The sequence below is a fragment of the Flavobacterium sp. JLP genome, from assembly GCF_015350755.1.
Taxonomy (GTDB): Bacteria; Bacteroidota; Bacteroidia; order Flavobacteriales; family Flavobacteriaceae; genus Flavobacterium.
This window is the reverse complement of sequence record NZ_JADKPS010000003.1, coordinates 243,499-263,317: the sequence shown is the minus strand read 5'-3', so window position 1 is coordinate 263,317 and position 19,819 is coordinate 243,499. Positions and strand designations below refer to the sequence as shown.

General features: G+C 30.5%; 18 protein-coding genes. 15 read left to right on the top strand and 3 right to left on the bottom strand.

The window, feature by feature from the left end; all coding sequences use genetic code 11:
* From IRZ83_RS10625 to IRZ83_RS10565, 13 genes are read left to right on the top strand one after another with little or no spacing between them, the layout of a single operon-like run.
* Nucleotides 1–804, top strand: a complete 804-nt coding sequence (locus IRZ83_RS10625) for a hypothetical protein (RefSeq protein ID WP_194568626.1) — start codon at nt 1–3, stop codon at nt 802–804.
* Nucleotides 801–2,198, top strand: coding sequence for a hypothetical protein (locus tag IRZ83_RS10620; RefSeq protein WP_194568624.1), 1,398 nt, complete (start codon nt 801–803; stop codon nt 2,196–2,198). Before IRZ83_RS10625 ends, IRZ83_RS10620 begins: the two co-directional genes overlap by 4 nt.
* Nucleotides 2,191–3,279 carry a glycosyltransferase family 4 protein gene (locus tag IRZ83_RS10615; RefSeq protein ID WP_194568622.1) on the top strand — a complete coding sequence of 363 codons (1,089 nt, stop codon included), beginning with the start codon at nt 2,191–2,193 and terminating at the stop codon, nt 3,277–3,279. Before IRZ83_RS10620 ends, IRZ83_RS10615 begins: the two co-directional genes overlap by 8 nt.
* 24 nt (nt 3,280–3,303) lie before the next feature.
* Entirely contained in the window at nt 3,304–4,737 is a 1,434-nt protein-coding gene (locus IRZ83_RS10610; protein ID WP_194568620.1) for an MBOAT family O-acyltransferase, read from the top strand.
* Nucleotides 4,737–5,618: a hypothetical protein gene (locus tag IRZ83_RS10605; protein WP_194568618.1), complete on the top strand. Its 882-nt coding sequence runs from the start codon at nt 4,737–4,739 to the stop codon at nt 5,616–5,618. The genes IRZ83_RS10610 and IRZ83_RS10605 overlap by 1 nt, the downstream gene beginning before the upstream one ends.
* A 3-nt stretch (nt 5,619–5,621) precedes the next feature.
* A complete protein-coding gene (locus IRZ83_RS10600; RefSeq protein ID WP_194568616.1) occupies nt 5,622–6,773 on the top strand; it encodes a glycosyltransferase family 4 protein in 1,152 nt (383 codons plus the stop codon).
* Nucleotides 6,770–8,314, top strand: a complete 1,545-nt coding sequence (locus IRZ83_RS10595) for a glycosyltransferase family 2 protein (protein WP_029272143.1) — start codon at nt 6,770–6,772, stop codon at nt 8,312–8,314. The genes IRZ83_RS10600 and IRZ83_RS10595 overlap by 4 nt, the downstream gene beginning before the upstream one ends.
* Nucleotides 8,311–9,312 (top strand): glycosyltransferase family 2 protein, encoded by a 1,002-nt coding sequence (locus IRZ83_RS10590; RefSeq protein WP_194568614.1) that lies wholly within the window; start codon nt 8,311–8,313, stop codon nt 9,310–9,312. The genes IRZ83_RS10595 and IRZ83_RS10590 overlap by 4 nt, the downstream gene beginning before the upstream one ends.
* A gap of 25 nt (nt 9,313–9,337) precedes the next feature.
* Nucleotides 9,338–9,892 (top strand): serine O-acetyltransferase, encoded by a 555-nt coding sequence (locus IRZ83_RS10585; RefSeq protein WP_194568612.1) that lies wholly within the window; start codon nt 9,338–9,340, stop codon nt 9,890–9,892.
* The gene (locus IRZ83_RS10580; protein WP_194568610.1) at nt 9,892–11,010 is read left to right on the top strand and encodes a glycosyltransferase; all 1,119 of its coding nucleotides are present in this window, start codon (nt 9,892–9,894) and stop codon (nt 11,008–11,010) included. The genes IRZ83_RS10585 and IRZ83_RS10580 overlap by 1 nt, the downstream gene beginning before the upstream one ends.
* Nucleotides 11,007–12,113, top strand: a complete 1,107-nt coding sequence (locus tag IRZ83_RS10575) for a glycosyltransferase (protein WP_194568608.1) — start codon at nt 11,007–11,009, stop codon at nt 12,111–12,113. Before IRZ83_RS10580 ends, IRZ83_RS10575 begins: the two co-directional genes overlap by 4 nt.
* A 4-nt stretch (nt 12,114–12,117) precedes the next feature.
* Entirely contained in the window at nt 12,118–13,467 is a 1,350-nt protein-coding gene (locus IRZ83_RS10570) for an O-antigen ligase family protein (protein ID WP_194568606.1), read from the top strand.
* A gap of 59 nt (nt 13,468–13,526) precedes the next feature.
* The gene (locus IRZ83_RS10565) at nt 13,527–14,918 is read left to right on the top strand and encodes a sugar transferase (RefSeq protein ID WP_194568872.1); all 1,392 of its coding nucleotides are present in this window, start codon (nt 13,527–13,529) and stop codon (nt 14,916–14,918) included.
* A gap of 3 nt (nt 14,919–14,921) precedes the next feature.
* Here the strand turns inward: IRZ83_RS10565 and IRZ83_RS10560 are convergent, their stop codons facing one another.
* Both IRZ83_RS10560 and IRZ83_RS10555 read right to left on the bottom strand, forming a co-directional pair.
* Nucleotides 14,922–16,058: a DUF4105 domain-containing protein gene (locus tag IRZ83_RS10560; RefSeq protein ID WP_194568604.1), complete on the bottom strand. Its 1,137-nt coding sequence runs from the start codon at nt 16,056–16,058 to the stop codon at nt 14,922–14,924.
* A gap of 36 nt (nt 16,059–16,094) precedes the next feature.
* Nucleotides 16,095–17,078, bottom strand: a complete 984-nt coding sequence (locus IRZ83_RS10555) for a PorV/PorQ family protein (protein WP_194568870.1) — start codon at nt 17,076–17,078, stop codon at nt 16,095–16,097.
* 275 nt (nt 17,079–17,353) lie between these two features.
* On the opposite strand from IRZ83_RS10555, the gene IRZ83_RS10550 reads away from it, so the two are divergent.
* Together IRZ83_RS10550 and IRZ83_RS10545 are read left to right on the top strand one after the other, a co-directional pair.
* Nucleotides 17,354–18,070 (top strand): CDP-alcohol phosphatidyltransferase family protein, encoded by a 717-nt coding sequence (locus tag IRZ83_RS10550; protein WP_194568602.1) that lies wholly within the window; start codon nt 17,354–17,356, stop codon nt 18,068–18,070.
* Between the two features lie 10 nt (nt 18,071–18,080).
* On the top strand, nt 18,081–18,938 hold the full coding sequence (locus IRZ83_RS10545; protein ID WP_029272153.1) for a glycoside hydrolase family 25 protein: 858 nt from the start codon (nt 18,081–18,083) through the stop codon (nt 18,936–18,938).
* 73 nt (nt 18,939–19,011) lie between these two features.
* Here IRZ83_RS10545 and lptB read toward each other — a convergent pair whose 3' ends face one another.
* Nucleotides 19,012–19,752 carry an LPS export ABC transporter ATP-binding protein gene (gene lptB / locus IRZ83_RS10540; protein WP_029272155.1) on the bottom strand — a complete coding sequence of 247 codons (741 nt, stop codon included), beginning with the start codon at nt 19,750–19,752 and terminating at the stop codon, nt 19,012–19,014.
* Between the last annotated feature and the right edge of the window lie 67 nt (nt 19,753–19,819).

Here is a 19,819-nt window from a genome sequence, read left to right as displayed (position 1 = left end):
ATGCCAGAAGGAAATTCTAATATTGCAATAGTTTCTACAGTTATAAACTTTGATTTATATGCTAAGAGTTCGGCATTTTTTCCGCAAGATATCCAAAAATATGTGATTGACGGAAGAAACGGAATGTATGGAATAGAAAGTATTTTTTATATAATGAAAAAACTGAAAAATAAGAATCTAGAATGGCTTATTATGGCGGATGAAGATGTTATTTTTCAAGATGCTACTGTTGTTTTTGATATTATTAATCATATGAAAATTGAGAATTATACTGTTTGTGGAGTTCGTGATGGAGGAGTAATTAAACATAGAGTTTTTAACCCTTTTGTGATTAATACTTTTTTTTCAATCATCAATTTTAAAGAGCTTGAAATTATGTGGGACAAAAAAGAAATAATAAAAAATAACTATCTCATAAATAATGAGTTTAATGACAACTTGACTAATATCATGGGTCAATATGATTTAAAAAGTTTATTTGAGCCTTATTATTGCTTTTATCTTTGGTTAAGAAGGAAGAATAAAAAAATTCTTTTTTTAAATGCAGAAATGAATGAAGATGAAATTACAAATTCAGTATTATATAAAGGAAAAGTTTTTTTGTATCATACTTGGTTTGCCAGGGCTTACGAAAATAATGAACAGCATACCAGCCGAATAAATAATATATTTAATTTGTTGAATTTTGAAGAATCTAAAACTTCTGATCCAATAATATTTAAAGACAAGAAATTTTTCTTGATTAAAAAAATTGAGAAAAACTATAAAAGAATAATCAGGAGAATTTATAAATCAAATAAATGAAAAAATTAGGAATAGTAATAACCGATGGAGTTGGTTTTAGAAATTTTATCATGAGTGATTTTCTTGCGGAAGCGACAGATCAATTTGATGAAATTATAATTTATTCTGGTTTGCCTGAAAGCTGTTATCCAAAATTAAATAACCCAAAACTTGAAATAAAAGAACTTACCGTTTTTAAAGAAGGAAAAACAACTTGGGCTTTTAGAAAATGGAAAGAAATTGCGCATTTGCAAAAATACAAATCATTTTATGGAATGAAAGACAATCTACTTGTGGGTTATCCGAAAACTAATTCGCTTCGTTCTTTATTTGTTAAAAGCATTTATTTCTTTACGAAATTTATCAATTCTAATTCAAGTATTTTATTGGCTGAGAAACTTCAATTTTTATCTTTTTCAAAAAATAAAATAACAAAAGAATATGTTGAAATTCTTAAAAAAGATCAACCATCACATTTGTTTTTTACGCATCAGAGGCCTCCATATTTAGCTCCTTTTTTATATGCAGCAATTCAGTCAAAAATTCCAACGAGTACTTTTATTTTTAGCTGGGATAATTTGGCTTCAAAAGGAAGAATGCTAGGGCGTTTTGACCATTTTTTAGTTTGGAGTAGATTGATGAAAGAGGAACTTCTTTATTTTTATCCAAATGTAAAAAGCGAAAATGTAAAAGTTGTTGGAACACCACAATTTGAGCCTTATGTCCTTGATAAATACAAAACGACAAAAGAAAATTTCATTGCAAAATTTGGATTAAACCGCGATAAAAAAATAATTTGCTACAGTTGTGCCGATGTTTCAATTGGGCCAAATGATCCAATTGTCATTAAAGCTATTGCTGAAGCTATTAGAAATAATGAAATAGAATTTCCTTCGCAACTTTTAGTAAGAACTTCTCCAGCCGAAGATGATCGGAGATTTAAAGCTATTCGTGATGAATTTCCGGAAATTATATGGAATGTCCCAAAATGGATTTTGACTAGAGAAAATCACCAGGAAAGCTGGTCACAAAGAATTCCGAGTCATGAAGATATTGTTGATTTGCGTTCGTTACTCGAAAACTCAGATTTAAGTGTTAATATGTGCTCTACAATGAGCCTTGATTTTATGCTTTTTGATAAACCGGTAATTAATACAGTCTTTGGAAATCCGCAAAACGGACTTTACGACGATCAAAGATTTTTGAATTACAATCACTATAAAAAAGTAATTGATGGGAATGCGGTATTAATTGCAAAAGATAAAAAGCAATTGATTGAGCAGATTAATCAGACTTTAAATAATCCGAGCGAAAGGAAAAAAGACAGAGAAGCCATGATCGATTTACAAATAGGTCAAAATTTGGAAGGAACAAGCGCACGAATTGCATCAACTTTAGCCGCATTTCATGACTAATAAAAAAATAGCCGTAATCTGCAACTATAGATTACTTCCAGAAAGAGTTGGAGGTATGGATTATTTTTTCTGTGATTTTGACAAAAAATGTAAAGAAAATGGAATCGAAATAGATTGGTTTTTTCCAAATAGTTCCGATCACGGAAATTATTCTAATTTGACAATTTACACAAGCAAATCTGAAAATGTAGAAAGTCATTTTCTTGATTTTTGCAAGCAAAATAAAACAGGTTACTCGCACGTTATTACGCATTTTGTAGAATTATGCACGCCATTATTTTATAAAATAAAGAAATTGACCAATGCTGTAATAATTGCAGTTGATCATAATCCTAGGCCTTTAAACGGATATTCATTTAAAAAGAAATTAAATAAAAAGCTGAAAGGAATTTTATTTTCAAGATACATCGATGTTTTTATTGGAGTGTCAAATTATACAGTAAATGAAATTTTAAAAGATTTTGGATCTCATCTTAAATCTAAAACACAAACCATTTACAACGGAGTTATTTTAGATTCTATTTTAGTTCGAAATCATCGAAATGAAAAAAAAACAACATTTTTAGTAGCATCGCATTTAAGAGAGTCAAAAGGAATCCAAGATTTGATCAAAGCGGTAAATCTCCTTCCTTTAGAAATAAAAACTGAGATTAAGATCGATATTTATGGTGATGGACCTTATAAAGAACAATTGGCAAATGAAATTGAAAAGTATTCTCTTCAAAATTCTTTTGCTTTTATGGGCAGCAAATCAAACTTAAATGAGGTTTTTTGCCAATACGATTATATGCTGCAGCCTACACATATGGAGTGTTTCAGTTTGTCAATTTTAGAAAGTCTAGCTGCAAATGTTCCTGTAATAACAACAAATGTTGGAGGAAATACGGAAGCTATTGCGAATAACAAAAATGGCTATATATTTGAAGCAAAAAATATTCAGGCTCTAACCGAAATTTTAGAAAATGTGTATTTAGGAAACAAAAAGATATCAGGTAATACAAGAGAATTAATTGCCAATTCCTTTTCTTTGCCGAAAATGGTAGAAAATCATTTCAAACTATTTACAGAGAAAACATATTAATCTTAAAATTTATAAATACCAAGGATGTTTTTTAACTCATTAGCTTTTGCTATTTTCTTGCCAATCGTTTTTTTCTTGTATTGGTTTGTCTTTAATAAAACTAAAAGCACTCAAAATGCTTTATTAATCGTTGCTAGTTATTATTTCTATTCTTGTTGGGATTGGAGATTCTTGTTTTTATTAGTATTCTCTACTTTCTTAGATTATTACACCGGAATTCAAATTGAAAAAGGAAAGTCTGAAAGAAGCCGTAAATTTTGGTTTTGGCTTAGTATTTTAGTCAATTTAGGTTTCTTAGGAATTTTTAAATACTATAACTTTTTTGCTTCATCTTTTGCTGAACTATTAAGTTCGGCTGGATTTAAGGCAAGTCCAATTTTATTAAATGTTATTTTGCCAGTCGGAATTTCATTTTATACTTTTCACGGATTATCTTATGTAATTGATATCTATTATAAAAGAATAAAAGCCGAATATAACTTTGTAGATTACTCATTATTTGTGAGTTATTTTCCGCTTCTAGTTGCGGGTCCAATTGAAAGAGCTACCCATTTATTACCAGAAATAAAAATAAAACGAGAATTTGATCTAGAAAAAGCCAAAGAAGGTATTTGTCAAATTGTATGGGGATTGGTAAAAAAAGTGGTCATTGCAGATACTTGCGCAAGTTATGCTAATGCCATTTTTGACAATTATACTGCTATGAATTCTTTTTCATTAATTCTGGGAGCAATCTACTTTGCATTTCAAATTTATGGAGACTTTTCAGGTTATTCTGATATTGCATTGGGAGTTTCTAAATTGTTTGGATTGGATTTATTGCGAAATTTCAATTATCCTTATTTTTCAAGAGATATTGCCGAGTTTTGGCGCCGTTGGCATATTTCTCTTTCGTCTTGGTTTCGCGACTATTTATACATTCCACTAGGCGGCAGCAAAGGCGGAATCTGGATGAAAATCAGAAATACGTTTATCATTTTTATTGTCAGCGGGTTTTGGCACGGAGCCAATTGGACATATGTGGTTTGGGGATTCATTAACGCCGTTTACTTTTTGCCATTGCTTTTGTCAAATAGCAACAGAAATAATATGGATGCCATCAAGCTAAAATTTAATTTTGATTCTGCTAAAATAGTAATGAGCATTTTATATACTTTTTTATTAACGTGTGTGGCTTGGATCTTTTTTAGATCTAGAACAATTACAGATGCTGTTCTTTATATAAAAAGAATTTTTACAAGTAAAGACTTTAGTTTTCAATATTTAGAAAACGAACGTTACAGCTATGAATTATTAGGAATTATTGGTTTGTTTGTTCTAGTCGAATGGAATAATCGAAATAAGATTGAACCTCTTTCCGGAAAAAGAAGCCTGTTGAAGGTAGCTTTAGCAATAGTAGCAATAATGGCCTTAGGAACTTTTTCGGATTATAAAGAATTTATATATTTTCAATTCTAATGAAGCGTTTTTTAATTTACACAACCAAAATTTTCATTGTAATAATTGTAATTGCAGTTGCACTTGACGGATTATATACAGCTGTTTTTATGCAATCTAAAAACAGAGGGAAAATCGAAACTGTTTTTAATTCTAAAGCACAAAAACTCGATGTTGTTATTTTAGGCTCATCTCGAGCTAACAATCATTTTGTAGCTCAGATGTTTGAAGACAAAGGATTAAAAGCTTTTAACTACGGTATGAGTGGCGGGCATTTATTTGAAGCCTCATTAATGCTGAAATTAATGATCGAAAGAAAATATACAATTAAAAATGTAATTCTTGAAGCTGATTTGAATCTTTCTGGTGATCATCAAGCTGAGGGTATTTCAGCCTTATTTTTACCTTATATTCATAATTCAGAGGTTATAAAAAATCATTTTGAAACTCAAGAAAATTTTAATGAGTTATATTATATTCCATTTTACAGATATATAAAATTTGATACTAAAATAGGCTTTAGAGAAGCGTTTTTTACAGCGGTACATAAAAAAACAAATGCTTTAGATAATTTAGGGTTTTATCCGTTAGGTTATAAAAAAAATGCAAATATGAAAGGCAATCTTGAAAACCTAAATCCTTTGCCTCACAATAAATATTACGAAGAAATAAGAAACATTTGTAAACAAAACCGTATTAACTTTATTGCCGTGATGACTCCTGTTTGCGAAAATGAGGCAGGAATGAATTATTTTAATAAAGTAAAAAAGGCTTATCCAGAAATTCATAATTATGAAAATGTTGTAATCGAAAATAAATATTTTTCTTCTTGCGGTCATATGAATAATATTGGTGCGGAAATATTTACAGCTAGAATTTTAAAAGATTTTTTTAATAAATAAAAAATGAAAATAGCCTTTTTAACACCAGAATATCCACATTCTAAAACAGGCAATTTTGGAGGCATAGGTACAAGTATTAAAAACTTGGCAATTGGACTTTTGGCACAAGGCGTTACGGTTCGGGTTTTGGTATACGGTCAAAAAGAAGATGTTGTCTTCGAGGATAATGGGATTTTGATTCAGCAGATTAAAAATGTCAAATTAAAAGGATTATCATGGTTTCTGACAAGAAAAAAGATTGAACGAATAATAAATCGATTACATTTTGATAAAGAAATTGATTTAGTTGAAGCACCGGACTGGACAGGCATTTCATCTTTTATAAAACCAAAATCATGTCCGTTGATTATAAGATTAAACGGTTCAGATACCTATTTTTGTTCTTTAGATAATCGCCATGTAAAATGGGTAAATAAATTTCATGAAAAAAGAGCTTTGCAAAATGCTGACGGATTAATATCAGTAAGTCAGTTTACTGCAGATAAAACTAATGTTGTTTTTGGTTTAAACAAGAAATTTAAAATTATTCCAAATCCAATTGATTCCAGTTTATTTAAGACGGAAAGTTTAAAGCAAAATTCGGATAAAAACATTTTATATTTTGGAAGTCTTATTCGAAAAAAAGGATTATTAGAATTGCCATTGATTTTTAATAAAGTTGTAGAAATTAATCCTGAGGCTAAATTAATTTTGGTAGGGAAAGATGTTCGTGATATTATTTCGGGAAATCCTTCGACCTGGAAAATGATGCAAGATCTTTTTTCTGATCAGGCAATTAAAAATGTTGAATATCTTGGTGCAGTCCCATACGATCAGATCAAACAAAAAATTCAGGAATCACAAATATGTGTTTTTCCTTCTTTTGCTGAAGCATTTCCTGTTTCTTGGCTTGAAGCTATGGCATTAGAAAAACCAATTGTGGCTTCAAATATTGGCTGGGCAAATGAAATGATTGATGAAGGAGAGAACGGATTTTTAGTTGATCCGAAAGATCATGATTTGTATGCCAAACGGATAATCGAGTTTTTAGAAAATGAAAATTTGTCTGTTCAGGCAGGAAAATCAGCAAGAGAAAAGGTCGAAAACTTTTTTGATATAAATGTTCTGGCAAATCAAAATATTGAGTTTTATAAATCAATAATAACTAAATTTTGATCGTATTATATCATAATCTGCAGAAAGTTATAAGGGTTATTTCAAAAAATAATGAAGCCTTACCTTTTGATAAAAATGCGAATATTGCTGCAGTATTTGTAGATTTAGGAATACAACATCCCGAATCTAAAATAGTTTGGTGCCATGAAAATTATCGCGATTTTATAAACTTAGATGTAATAGAGAATATCTTTCATCATAATAAAATGATGTTATCTTATAACCCCAATAGCATAAGCTTTTTAGGGAAAAAAATAGGCTATGTTGATCAATCTCCATTTATTAAAATTAATAAAGAAGTGAGGTATCCAACATGGCAAATGAGCAGTTTTGTTGGAGTTGTTCATTCAGCGGTTTTGTTAGCAGTCCATAAAAAAATAAAACTAGATTCAGATTTTGATTATTTCTTAAATTCAGTTGCCAAGGTAGGGATGCCGTTAGGATTGCTTTGTTATTCTGAAAATAAATTATTAAGAGAAGATGTTGAATTTAATATTGTTCCTAAATCTTCTAATTTCACACTGTTTAAATTTGTCAAACAACATTACAAAACACAGTGGATATTTTTGTTGTTTTTTAACTTAGCAATTAATGAATTTAAATTTCCATTTTTTGCTTTGTTGTATAGTTTTTTCTTTAAAAACAGAAATAATGCAGATATAAAAATAAATGATATAAATAATTTTACGTCAGTACAAAAAACTGATTCCGAAACAATAGATGTAATTATTCCTACTATCGGAAGAAAAAAGTTTTTATATGATTTTTTAAAAGATTTGTCAAAACAAACCATTGTACCCAATAATGTAATAGTTATAGAGCAAAATCCTTTATTTGGAAGTGTTTCAGAACTTGATTATTTAATTTCAGAACCTTGGCCTTTTAAAATAAAACATACCTTCACCAATCAGGCTGGAGCTTGTAATGCCAGAAATCTTGCATTAAAAGATATTGAGAGCGAGTGGTTGTTTTTTGCCGATGATGATATTAGAATTACTGAGTCTTTTATCGAATCTGCATTTAATCAAATAACGATAAATAATAGTAAGGTGCTTACTTTTAGTTGCTTACAGAAAGGGCAAATAAATACTCATAAAGAAATATTTCAATGGATAGCATTTGGTTCAGGCTGTAGTATTGTTAAAAGTGAAGTTGTTACAGATCTATTTTTTGATTTAAGGTATGAATTTGGTTTTGGGGAAGATGGAGATTTTGGTATGCAAATTCGAAATAAAGGATATGATATTTTATTTTTTCCTAACCCTCAAATTTTGCATCTCAAAGCGCCTATTGGTGGTTTCAGAACAAAGCCAGAAGTTGCTTGGACTAATGACAAAATTAAGCCAAAACCTTCTCCAACAATATTGCTTTATAAGATTTTGCATGAAACCAAAGAACAATTAAAAGGATATAAAACAATGCTGTTTATCAAATATTATAGCAAGCAATCTATTAAAAATCCGATAAAATATTTTCTGAATTTTCAGAAAGAATGGAAGCAAAGTTTATATTGGGCAAATAAATTAATCAATAAAGAATGAAATTTTCCTTAATTGTTTGCACTTATATGCGTCCGGAACCGCTCATGAAATTATTACATTCGGTTCAGAGTCAAACGTTATATCCTGATGAGATTTTAATAGTTGATGGATCTTTAAATGATGAAACTGAAATTGTTTTAAATGAAAATAATTTCGATAATTTAAAGTATTTTTTGGTTAATGATCAAAATCGCGGACTTACAAAACAAAGAAATTTTGGAATTAAAAAAGTTGACGGAAACATTGAATTTGTTTGCTTTTTAGATGATGACATTGTTTTAGAACCAAATTATTTTGAAAATTTATTAAATACTTATAAAATTTTTCCCAACGCTTTAGGAGTTGGAGGTTATATATGTAACGAAACCAAATGGGAGAAAGTAGCAAATAATTATATTCCAAAAATTAGAGAATTTTATTTTGATGGATGGAAGCGTACAGATGGGAGTCGTTTTGTTTTACGCAAGAAACTTAATTTGGATAGCGATTGTCCGCCAGGTTTTTCTCCTTCTTTTTCGCATGGTAGAAGTGTTGGCTTTTTGCCTCCAAGTAATAAAATTTATCGCGTTGAACAATTAATGGGAGGTGTTTCGTCTTTTAGAAAATCAGTTTTTGACCAATTTTCGTTTTCTACTTATTTTGAGGGTTATGGATTGTATGAAGATGCAGATTTTACTATTCGTGTTTCGAAAACAGGTAAGCTGTATTTAAATACAATGGCAAAGTTAAATCATTTTCATGCTGAATCTGGAAGGCCAAATCGATATAAATACGGAAAAATGGTAGTGAGAAATGGTTGGTATGTTTGGAGAATAAAAAATCCGAATCCTACTTTTAAAACGATTTTAAAATGGCATGCCATTACTATTCTTTTGACAATAATAAGATTTAGTAATACATTTACTTCATCCAATAAAAAAGAAGCCTTTACAGAAAGTTTAGGAAGAAACATTGGCTGGTGGAGTTTATTATTTAATAAACCAAAATTAAGACATTGAAATAATTTTGATTTAAAAGAAAAATATGAAATTATTACAGCTTATAAAATCAGATTATAAAAAGTATAAAAAATACGGAGGCCATTTTTTTGTAATTCTATTTTTCACTCAAGGATTTTGGGCCACTTTTCAATATAGAATAGCTCACTTTATATATCATACAGTAAAATGGAGACTTTTTAGAATTCCATTATTATTTCTGGTATTAATTTGGCAAAAGATAATTGAATTAACAACAGGAATTTCGATTTCAGCCTCGGTAAAAATTGGACATTCATTTTACATAGGTCATTTTGGTGGTATTATTATTAATGCTAATGCCGTTATTGGCGACAATTGTAATATTTCACAAGGTGTAACAATAGGTGTTTCAGGGTTAAATGAAAATAGAGGAGTTCCTGTTTTGGGAAATGATGTATATATAGGGGCAAATTCAGTTGTTGCAGGAAAAATTAATATTGGAAATAATGTACTAATTGGCGCTTGTTCATTAGTTAAAAATTCTTTCGAAGATAATGTAGTTGTATTAGGAGTACCTGCAATAATAATCTCTAATAAAGGTTCAAAAGATTATATCTAATGAAATTATTAATTGTTTCAACAGCTCCGTTTGTCTATCGAGATAATCACCCTTACGCTTATAGCCCTTACGTAAATGAATTAATTATTTTAGAAAAATTTGTGGATGAAATTATCTTTTGCTGTCCAGTTTGGGAAAAAGATAATGGGCTTCTAATAACAAAAATTCCTTTTTCTGTTTCGCTACATTTTAAATTAAAAGATTTTAATGTAAAATCTTTCTTTAATCTATTTAAATCTTTCTTCTATTGTTTTTACAATATTTACGGTTTGTTTAAGGCAATGAAAGCTGCAGATCATATTCATTTACGTTGTCCCGGAAATATTGGTTTGTTGGGATGTTTAGTACAAATAGTATTTCCGAATAAGGCTAAGACGGCAAAATATGCAGGTAATTGGGATCCTGATGCAAATCAGCCTTTAAGTTATCGAATGCAAAAATGGATTTTAAACAATACGTTTTTGACGAGAAATATGCAGGTATTGGTTTATGGAAACTGGGAAAACAGTACGAAAAATATAAAAGCTTTTTTTACTGCAACTTACTCAGATAATGAAAAATTAACTTTGAATTTATTGAATTTAAAGCAAAAAATACATTTCGTTTTTGTAGGAACTTTGACTGCTGGGAAAAACCCATTATATGCAATTCGATTAATTGAGGGTTTAATCAAGAAAGGATATGATGTAAAACTTGATTTATATGGAGAAGGTATTGAACGTGATAATCTTGAAAATTATATTTTAGAAAAGAAATTAAGTGATTGTGTTTTTTTAAACGGAAATCAAAGTAAAGAGGTAATAAAAAATGCTTATCAAAAAAGTCATTTTGTAATATTGCCTTCTAAAAGCGAAGGTTGGCCAAAAGTTATCGCAGAAGGAATGTTTTGGGGAAGTATTCCTATAGCTACTAAAGTTTCATGTGTGCCCTTTATGCTTGATTTTGGAAAAAGAGGTATTTTATTAGAAATGAATTTAGATAGAGATTTAGCTCAAATACATGAAATTATAAAAGATGAAAATATTTTTAATACGAAAAGGGAATTAGCTTACGAATGGTCACAACAATACACAACAGAAGTTTTTGAAGCTGAAATTAAAAAGTTATTATTAAAATGAGAATTGTACAAATTATAGATTCTTTAGAAGCAGGCGGGGCAGAGCGAATGGCAGTAAATTATGCTAATGCCTTATCTAATAAAATAGCATTTTCAGGTTTAATTGCAACGAGAAAAGAGGGCGTCCTAAAAAATCAGATACGTAGCGAAGTTTCCTATTTGTTTTTACAAAAAAAAAAGAGTGTTGATTTGAGTGCTGTTTTTCGTTTAAGGAAATATATTAAAAAAAATAAGATTGATATATTGCATGCTCACAGTTCTTCGTTTTTTATAGGGGTGTTGTTAAAATTGACTTTCGTAAAAATAGATATTATCTGGCACGATCACTATGGTATTTCCCAAGATTTAAAATCTAGAAAAAATTTAGGATTAAAATTTGGATCACTTTTTTTTAAGGGAATTATTTCGGTAAATACAGCATTAAAAGATTGGGCAAAATCTTATTTATGGTGTTCAAATATTATTTATTTTCCAAATTTTATTGAAGATATTTCAAAAGCAAATCAGAATGTAATTATAAAAGGATTAGAGGGAAAAAGAATTGTATGTGTCGCTAATTTGCGTCCACAAAAAAATCATTTACTGATAATTGAATCCGCAAATGTAATTACAAAGCAATATCCTGAATGGACCTTTCATTTGTTTGGAAAAGACTTTGAAGACGATTACTCTCAAAAACTTAAAATTAAAATTAGAGATTTAAAATTAGAAAAAAATATTTTTTTTTACGGAACAATAGAAAATATTGGATCTGTATTAAAGCAATGTGACATAGCGATTCTTCCTTCATTGTCAGAGGGACTTCCATTAGCTGTTTTAGAGTATGGATTATATAAATTACCTGTTGTTGCTACAAATGTAGGAGAAATGTCTAAAGTAATTATTTCAGAAAAAGAAGGATTAATAGTTGAATCCAACAATATAAACCAATTTGTAGAAGCAATTACAAGATTAATGGAAGATAAAAATCTTAGAATAGAAATGGGACAGCACTTAAATAAAATTATAGAGTTAAATTACAGCCAAAAATCTATTATTGAGAATTATGCTTTATGGCTGGATACTTTGATTAATTTTGCTTTATCAAAAGTTGCTCCAAGATAAATAAATGAAAAACACTCAATTTTCGTATTTCCGTTTAGTCATAATTCATGCATTCATTGCTTTAGCAGTTTTTGCCTTGCCATTTCTATCCAAAATTTTGGCGCTTTTAATTCCAATTATTGGTTTTTATATTGTTTATAATGCTAAGAATAGGAATAATGAAGTTATTTTAGTTGCAGCTTATTTAGTTGGTATTGAGGTTTTTCTTAGAATGACTGGCGGGAATTTTAATAATGAATATATTAAAGTTAATGTCATTTTATTTATGCTTGCTGGTATGATATACAGCAATTTTTCTACGAATGCATTTGTGTATTGGTTTTTCTTGATGTTATTGATTCCTGGAATAATATTAACTGCAACACAAACGCAATATGATACCGATATTAAGAAATCATTGGTTTTTAATTTATCTGGTCCAGTTTGTTTAGGAATCAGCGCGATATATATGTACAAAAGGAAAATTTTATTTTCTGATTTGCAAAATATTGTTCTTACAATGGGACTTCCTATTATAACAACTACAACTTATCTTTTTTTGTTTAATCCGAGCGTTAGAGATGTAGTAACAGGAACACAATCTAATTTTGAAACTTCAGGTGGTTTTGGTCCTAATCAAGTTTCAACTGTTTTAGGATTAGGGATTTTTATCTTTTTTACTCAGTTTATATTATTTTCAAAATCAAAGAAAGCGATGATCTTAAATGGATTTTTAGTGCTTTTTATGAGTTATAGAGGAATTGTAACTTTTTCAAGAGGCGGAGTTATAACTGCCGTGGTAATGATTTGTACTTTCTTGTTCTTATTATATTTTTTTTCAAATGCAAAAGGAAAAAGCAAGTTTGTTTTGGTTTTTATTTTAACGGGTTTAATGGGTATCGGAATATGGACGTATAGTTCTATACAGACAAGAGGTTTGATCGAGAAGCGTTATGCTAATCAGGATGCAGCAGGAAGAGTGAAAAAAGATCGTTTAGGAGGACGAGAAGAAATTATAGATTCTGAAATAAAACTCTTTTTTGAGAATCCTATTATGGGTGTAGGAGCAGGAATGGGAAAAGAATTTAGAAGAAAATCTTTCGGAATGGAAGTTGCTTCACACAATGAGATTTCTCGAATGCTTGCTGAGCACGGCTTATTTGGTATATTTGGTCTTCTATTACTTTTTATAACACCTTTTATTCTCTATATTAATAATCGACAGCATTTATATTTTTTATCATTCTTTATGTTTTGGCTGTTGACCATAAATCACGCAGCTATGAGAACTGCGGCGCCGGCATTTGTGTATGCTTTAACACTTCTTTCCGTACATATTAAAATTCCTCAAAAAGCAGAAAATTCGGTAGATTAATTTATGTTTTTTATGATACATTTGTCTTAGATTAAAGACCTTAAATCTAAAAACATATGATGCGTTCAAAAAATAAAATGCATTTTGAGATATCAGAACGAAAAGTACTCCTTTTTGCTTTTGATGCTGTCTTCCTATTCTCTGCCTTGTATTTTCTAAATTTATTTTTAGATTATCATTATTTTACATTTGGAATTAAAACAATATATCGTCCAATAATACTGGTTGGGTATTTATATATTTTTGGGACAATTTTTGAAATGTATAATCTACAAGTGGCAAGCAACCAGCTGCAGATACTTAGAAGTGTAGTTCTTTCTGTCTCCACGACAATTTTAGTTTACCTGCTTACACCTGTTTTATCACCAGAACTGCCAAAACACCGATTGGTAATCTTGATTTTTTATTTTACAGTATTAATTGTAATACTTCTTTGGCGTTTCTTCTATGCTTTATTTTTGGCATCTCAGCGTTTTTCTCAAAATGTAGTTTTAATATGCGATCAGGATCAGGTGGAAGAATTAGTTCTTGGACTTGAAAGTGTAGATCCGCATTATAAAATTATTGGCTTTGTAAACTCAGATTCAATTTCTGAAGAAAAGGCCTGTTTTCATTATGTGAAAGAGATTAGTAAGGATGATTTAGAAACTTTTGTATCCCATAATAATGTTTCTGAAATCGTAATTGCCTCACAAAATACGGATGGAATTACAGCTGATTTATATCAGCAGCTGCTTCATCTATTAGAATCTGGAAATGTTATTCGAGAGTATACACAGGTTTACGAAAGTAAAACACAGCGTATCCCAGTGCATTATATAGCGCGTGACTTTTATCGATTTTTTCCTTTTAGCCGTAGTAATAATAATAAATTATATCTGTTTTTGATACGATTTATAGAGTGTGTTTTTTCTATTATCGGACTTCTCTTTTGTGTTGTTTTTATTCCATTAATTTTTGTCGGAAACCTTATTGCTAATAAAGGGAGTTTGTTTTATACACAGGAACGCGTGGGTAAAAATGGAATTATTTTTAAGATATATAAGTTTAGAACAATGGTCAAAAACTCAGATGTTAATGGTGCATTTGCAACTTCAAATGATCAGAGAGTAACTCCATTTGGAAGATTTATGCGTAAATCAAGAATAGACGAATTGCCTCAGTTTTTTAATGTTTTAATAGGCGATATGGCGGTTATTGGACCAAGACCTGAACGTCCATTTTTTGTTAAAGAAATTGCACAAATAATGCCTTTCTACGAAACAAGACATGTTATTAAGCCAGGACTTACGGGCTGGGCGCAGGTTAACTATTCGTATGGAGAATCTATAGATGAGAGTTTGATGAAACTTCAGTACGACTTATATTACATCAAACATCGAAGTGTTTTTCTAGATTTAAGTATTACTTTCAAAACGATTACTACTGTTTTATTTTATCGCGGACAGTAATTTTTATATAATAATCGGAATACGTTTTTTGTTTCTAATGGCTACTCTTACTAAAACAAATCCGCTTGTAATGATCATTGGCAACATAATCAAGAAATGTGCTTTGTTAAGGATGAAAAGTGCATAAACTACCAGAAAAATTAAATGTAAAACGGCAAATCTATAGGTCCATCTTTTATTTTTAGCGATTGATAGAAAAATCAATATCAACAAAAGCGGACTAAATAAAAGCACGTTATAATTCATCGCCAGTTCATGGTGAAATGAATAAAACCCAACTACAACAAAAAATATTCCCATTAAAGACAAAATTAAAAGATAGATTTTGTCGACTACTTTGTTGTGCGCTAAAACAACAAATCCCAGTATAAAAATATAAGTGTAAACGTTATTCCACCACGAAGCAGGTGTTTCTTTTGCAAAACTTAATATTGTTTTGCTTTCAGCAACTAAAGGATGATTTTGAACAGTAGTTTTTTCTAAGCTGTTTTTCAATTCAAAAGGCAGGAATATCTTGGTGCCTAATTGATCTACTTTAGTTCCAAAAATAATGCTTGTTCCCAATTTATCATAAAAATGCCCATCAAAATAAGGAAATAAAATCGATCGATACGTGATATCCGTGTCACCTTTTTTAGTAATTACATGTCCGCCCAACGTTTTATTGATAATATCAACGACCATCGACGTGCAATTTTTATCAATAAATTTATAAGTATAGAAACGATCTTCAGAAAGGAGAGTAGTATTTAAATTGTCAAAAAGTTTTTGTTTTAACTCTTGCGGAATAAGTAATTCTTGTTCAAAAACACTTCTTTTTTCATAATTATATTCATTCATAAAATCACCAAATGGATGTACGACTACAAAATACTGCAAATCGCCTTTGGCAAATTTTGCTACAAAATTTGGCGTTGAAAAGTCAAAAGCGCCATAATTGTAAACAAGATCAATATTATTTGCTGGATCAGCAACTCGAATCGCTGTGTGGCCAAAATAAGAGTAGGTTTCATTACCAAGTCCGCAAGTAATAACACTTATTTTTGAATCTTTTGACAAAGGTACGCTTTGGCTAAAACCAATAAAACTTAGTAATAATAGTAAACTAAAAAGTGTTTTTTTGAAAATGACATTTTTCATGATTTAAAATTTTAAGAAGTTGAATGGTTGTAAATTTTATCTAAAGATACCTAAATCTACTTTTAAAGAAAAAATATTAGAGTATAAAGCTGTACTTTGATTTCCTAAGTCAGTCAAAGCATAATCTACCTGAATGCCTTTGTACTTAAAACCTAATCCAATATTGGGTTGAAAATTGATCTTTTCAGTATTGTCAAGCTGAGTTACATTCTGAAAATTTCCCGCGCCGGCTCTCAAGAAAACAAGATCCGTATATCCAAATTCAAAACCCACTGCAGGATCGATACTCACCACTTTTGATGAAACAATATCATTGGTCTGTTCAAAACGCATATTTAAATTTGTAGCGACTAAAAGACTGTAATCATTATGAAAATCAAATTTTTTAGAAACTCCTAATTGTGCTTTTGGCAAAGTGATTTCGGTACTTTCAGGCAATTCGTTATTTTCTCCTGGAATGGCATTGGCAATTTTCGCATATTCTGCTTCATCAATATTCCACACGTTATAAGTCGTTGTAATGTCGCGAAGCATTAAGCCAAATTTCCAGTCGTTTCGCTCAAATTGCAATCCAACATCAAAACCAAAACCCCAAGAATTCGCAAATTTACCTATAATTCGGCGGATAATTTTTGCATTTACTCCATATTGAAATCCTTCAACAGGCAGTTTTCTAGCATAAGAAAATGTAAAACCATAATCTGCAGTTGAAAAAAGGCTGATTCGGTTATAATCAATATTGCCCTGGCTGTCGATTAATTGCGTGGTATCCATAATATCATCGACTCCAAATCGAATCATCGAAATTCCCCAAGCACTTCGATCGTCAATCGGACTTGCATATCCAATATAATCGTACTGCGCAACATTAGCAAAATAATTGGCGTGCATTAAGGAAATTTGGTGGTCTTCAAGATGAGTTAAACCCGCTGGATTCCAGTAAACTGCGTTGACATCATTAGTCGAAGCGACAACTGCACTCGACATTCCTAATGCGGCAGCGTCAACCCCAATATTCATAAACTCATTCGAATATTTTCGAACAGTTTGTGCATATTGTAGTGTGCAGCTCCAAAATAATAAAAACGCAAGGATTTTCTTCAACGGATATTTTTTTGCAGAACAAAGTCTGTTTTAATTTTTATCAAAAATATAATATTTTACGCATCTAATTTATTCCTTTTGAGAAATATTGCGAAACTCAAAATTTCAAATAAAAAACTCTTATAAAAACGCCTTTTGCTTAAGGTTATTATGCTAAATTTGTTCCTTACCATTATCAAAATTTATAAAAGATGAATATTAAAAAGCACATTCCTAATTTAATCACATTAATTAATCTTTTTTGTGGATGTATTGCCATTGTTTTTATTTCTGAAGCCAAATATGAAATGGCCTTTTATATGGTTTGTTTAGGAATCTTTTTTGATTTTTTTGATGGATTTTTTGCTCGATTATTCAAAGTTTCAAGTCCGCTTGGGCTGCAATTGGATTCTTTAGCAGATATGGTAACCAGCGGTGTTGCGCCAGGTTATGTCATGTACAGTATGTTTGCAAATAGCGGTCATCAGTTAGGCACAAGTTCGTTAATTCCTTTTTTAGGTTTTATAATTACTTTAGGATCTTGTTACAGACTGGCTAATTTTAATATTGATACACGTCAAACCGATTCATTTATTGGATTGCCAACTCCTGCAAATGCCCTTTTTATTATTAGCTTGCAGTTAGTACTGGATATGTATTCAGAGTCGTCGCTTTTTATTCTTGAACTATTTACCAATCAATGGGTTTTACTGGTTATCACGCTGTTCAGTGCTTATATTTTGAATGCTGAAATTCCTTTATTTTCTTTAAAATTCAAAAAATTTAATTTTAAAGATAATATGATACAAATCGTATTTTTGATTCTGTCCCTTGGTTTGATTGTGTTGTTTCAATTTGGTGCAGTTCCTTTAATTATCATTTTTTACGTTTTGTTGTCTGTTGTAAATAATATGTTTTTGAAAAAGTAGTTTTATTCGAATGGCAAGAAAAACGACACGACGAACTTCTTATTCTCGAAAATCGCAACCCGCTAAATCGGCTTTCAGTAAAGTGGTTCGCTTTATTGTATATTCTTTTTTAGTACTGCTTTTATTTGGAACAATTTATCATTATCGTGCAGGTTTAGCATATTATCTCGGATTTAAATCTGACAAAGTTTTAGAAGAAGATGAGGTTGATAAACACCTTTCTGATGTTCGAAATATTCAAGTTTTAGAAAACCATAAAGGAAAAGTAATTGGAATTGACGTGTCTGAATTTCAAGGAAACGTTGATTGGGAAGATATTGAAATTTTAGAGGAAAAATATCCCGTGCAATTTGTCTTTATACGCGCAACAGCAGGAAACGATCGTGTTGACAGACAATTTAAGCAAAATTGGAAAGGCGCTAAAGAAAATAAAATCATGCGCGGGGCTTACCATTATTACCGCCCGAACGAGAATTCTATCGAACAGGCCAATCTTTTTATTAAAACCGTAAAATTACAAAAAGGCGATTTGCCTCCAGTTTTAGATATTGAAAGATTGCCGAAAAATCAGCCTTTAGATAGTTTAAAGAAAGGTTTGAAACGCTGGCTGAACAAAGTCGAAGAACATTATAAAGTTCGTCCGATAATTTATACAGGCGAACGCTATTATGGCGATTTTCTAAAAGAAGAATTTTCAGAATATTTATTTTGGATTGCCAACTACAATTTCTACAGAGAAAAAATTGAAGACGATTGGCTTTTTTGGCAATTTACAGAAAAAGCTTCTTTGCCCGGAATTAAACACAGAGTTGATGTGAATATCTACAACGGCGATTTAGAACAGCTGCAGTTTATTACGGTTGAGTGAGTTTTTAGTATTCAGTCGCAGTTTTCAGTCTCAGTAAAAAACTGTAAACTGAAAACCGAGACTGTATACTTTTCTAAAACTCCAATTTCTTCTTACGAAGTTCGAAGTTTTGCCCAAGATAAACACGGCGAACCATTTCATCTTCTACCAATTCTTCTGGAACTCCAGCTTTCAGGATTCCTCCTTCAAACATTAAATAGGTTTTATCGGTAATGGCTAAAGTTTCCTGAACGTTGTGATCCGTAATTAGAATTCCGATATTTTTATTTTTTAACTGAGCAACAATTCTCTGAATATCTTCAACCGCAACCGGATCAACTCCCGCGAAAGGCTCATCTAATAAAATAAATTTAGGATCTGTTGCCAATGCGCGTGCGATTTCAGTACGACGGCGTTCTCCTCCGGAAAGCAAATCGCCTCGATTCGTGCGAATATGTTCTAAGCTAAACTCTTCAATTAAGCTTTCCATTTTTGCAATCTGTTCTTCTTTAGAAAGTTTAGTCAATTGCAAAACGCTTAAAATATTATCTTCAATGCTTAATTTTCTAAAAACCGAAGCTTCCTGTGCCAAATAACCAATTCCTTGTTGAGCACGTTTGTACATCGGATAATCAGTAATATTCAAATCATCAAGATAAATGTTTCCTTGATTTGGTTTTACTAAACCAACAATCATATAAAAAGAAGTTGTTTTTCCTGCGCCATTTGGTCCCAAAAGCCCAACAATTTCTCCTTGATTTACTTCAACAGAAATTCCTTTTACAACACTGCGTCCTTTGTATGTTTTGATTAAATTATCGGCTCGTAGCTTCATTTTTTAATTAGATAATATGTTTAATTAAGATAATGTGTCAATTTGATAATTAGAAAATGTTCTGTAT

Coding starts and splice junctions, on each gene's coding strand:
- IRZ83_RS10625 (WP_194568626.1), top strand. CDS start 1: ATGCCAGAAGGAAATTCTAATATTGCAATAGTTTCTACAGTTATAAAC.
- IRZ83_RS10620 (WP_194568624.1), top strand. CDS start 801: ATGAAAAAATTAGGAATAGTAATAACCGATGGAGTTGGTTTTAGAAAT.
- IRZ83_RS10615 (WP_194568622.1), top strand. CDS start 2,191: ATGACTAATAAAAAAATAGCCGTAATCTGCAACTATAGATTACTTCCA.
- IRZ83_RS10610 (WP_194568620.1), top strand. CDS start 3,304: ATGTTTTTTAACTCATTAGCTTTTGCTATTTTCTTGCCAATCGTTTTT.
- IRZ83_RS10605 (WP_194568618.1), top strand. CDS start 4,737: ATGAAGCGTTTTTTAATTTACACAACCAAAATTTTCATTGTAATAATT.
- IRZ83_RS10600 (WP_194568616.1), top strand. CDS start 5,622: ATGAAAATAGCCTTTTTAACACCAGAATATCCACATTCTAAAACAGGC.
- IRZ83_RS10590 (WP_194568614.1), top strand. CDS start 8,311: ATGAAATTTTCCTTAATTGTTTGCACTTATATGCGTCCGGAACCGCTC.
- IRZ83_RS10585 (WP_194568612.1), top strand. CDS start 9,338: ATGAAATTATTACAGCTTATAAAATCAGATTATAAAAAGTATAAAAAA.
- IRZ83_RS10580 (WP_194568610.1), top strand. CDS start 9,892: ATGAAATTATTAATTGTTTCAACAGCTCCGTTTGTCTATCGAGATAAT.
- IRZ83_RS10575 (WP_194568608.1), top strand. CDS start 11,007: ATGAGAATTGTACAAATTATAGATTCTTTAGAAGCAGGCGGGGCAGAG.
- IRZ83_RS10570 (WP_194568606.1), top strand. CDS start 12,118: ATGAAAAACACTCAATTTTCGTATTTCCGTTTAGTCATAATTCATGCA.
- IRZ83_RS10565 (WP_194568872.1), top strand. CDS start 13,527: ATGCGTTCAAAAAATAAAATGCATTTTGAGATATCAGAACGAAAAGTA.
- IRZ83_RS10560 (WP_194568604.1), bottom strand. CDS start 16,058: ATGAAAAATGTCATTTTCAAAAAAACACTTTTTAGTTTACTATTATTA.
- IRZ83_RS10555 (WP_194568870.1), bottom strand. CDS start 17,078: ATGAATATTGGGGTTGACGCTGCCGCATTAGGAATGTCGAGTGCAGTT.
- IRZ83_RS10550 (WP_194568602.1), top strand. CDS start 17,354: ATGAATATTAAAAAGCACATTCCTAATTTAATCACATTAATTAATCTT.
- IRZ83_RS10545 (WP_029272153.1), top strand. CDS start 18,081: ATGGCAAGAAAAACGACACGACGAACTTCTTATTCTCGAAAATCGCAA.
- lptB (WP_029272155.1), bottom strand. CDS start 19,752: ATGAAGCTACGAGCCGATAATTTAATCAAAACATACAAAGGACGCAGT.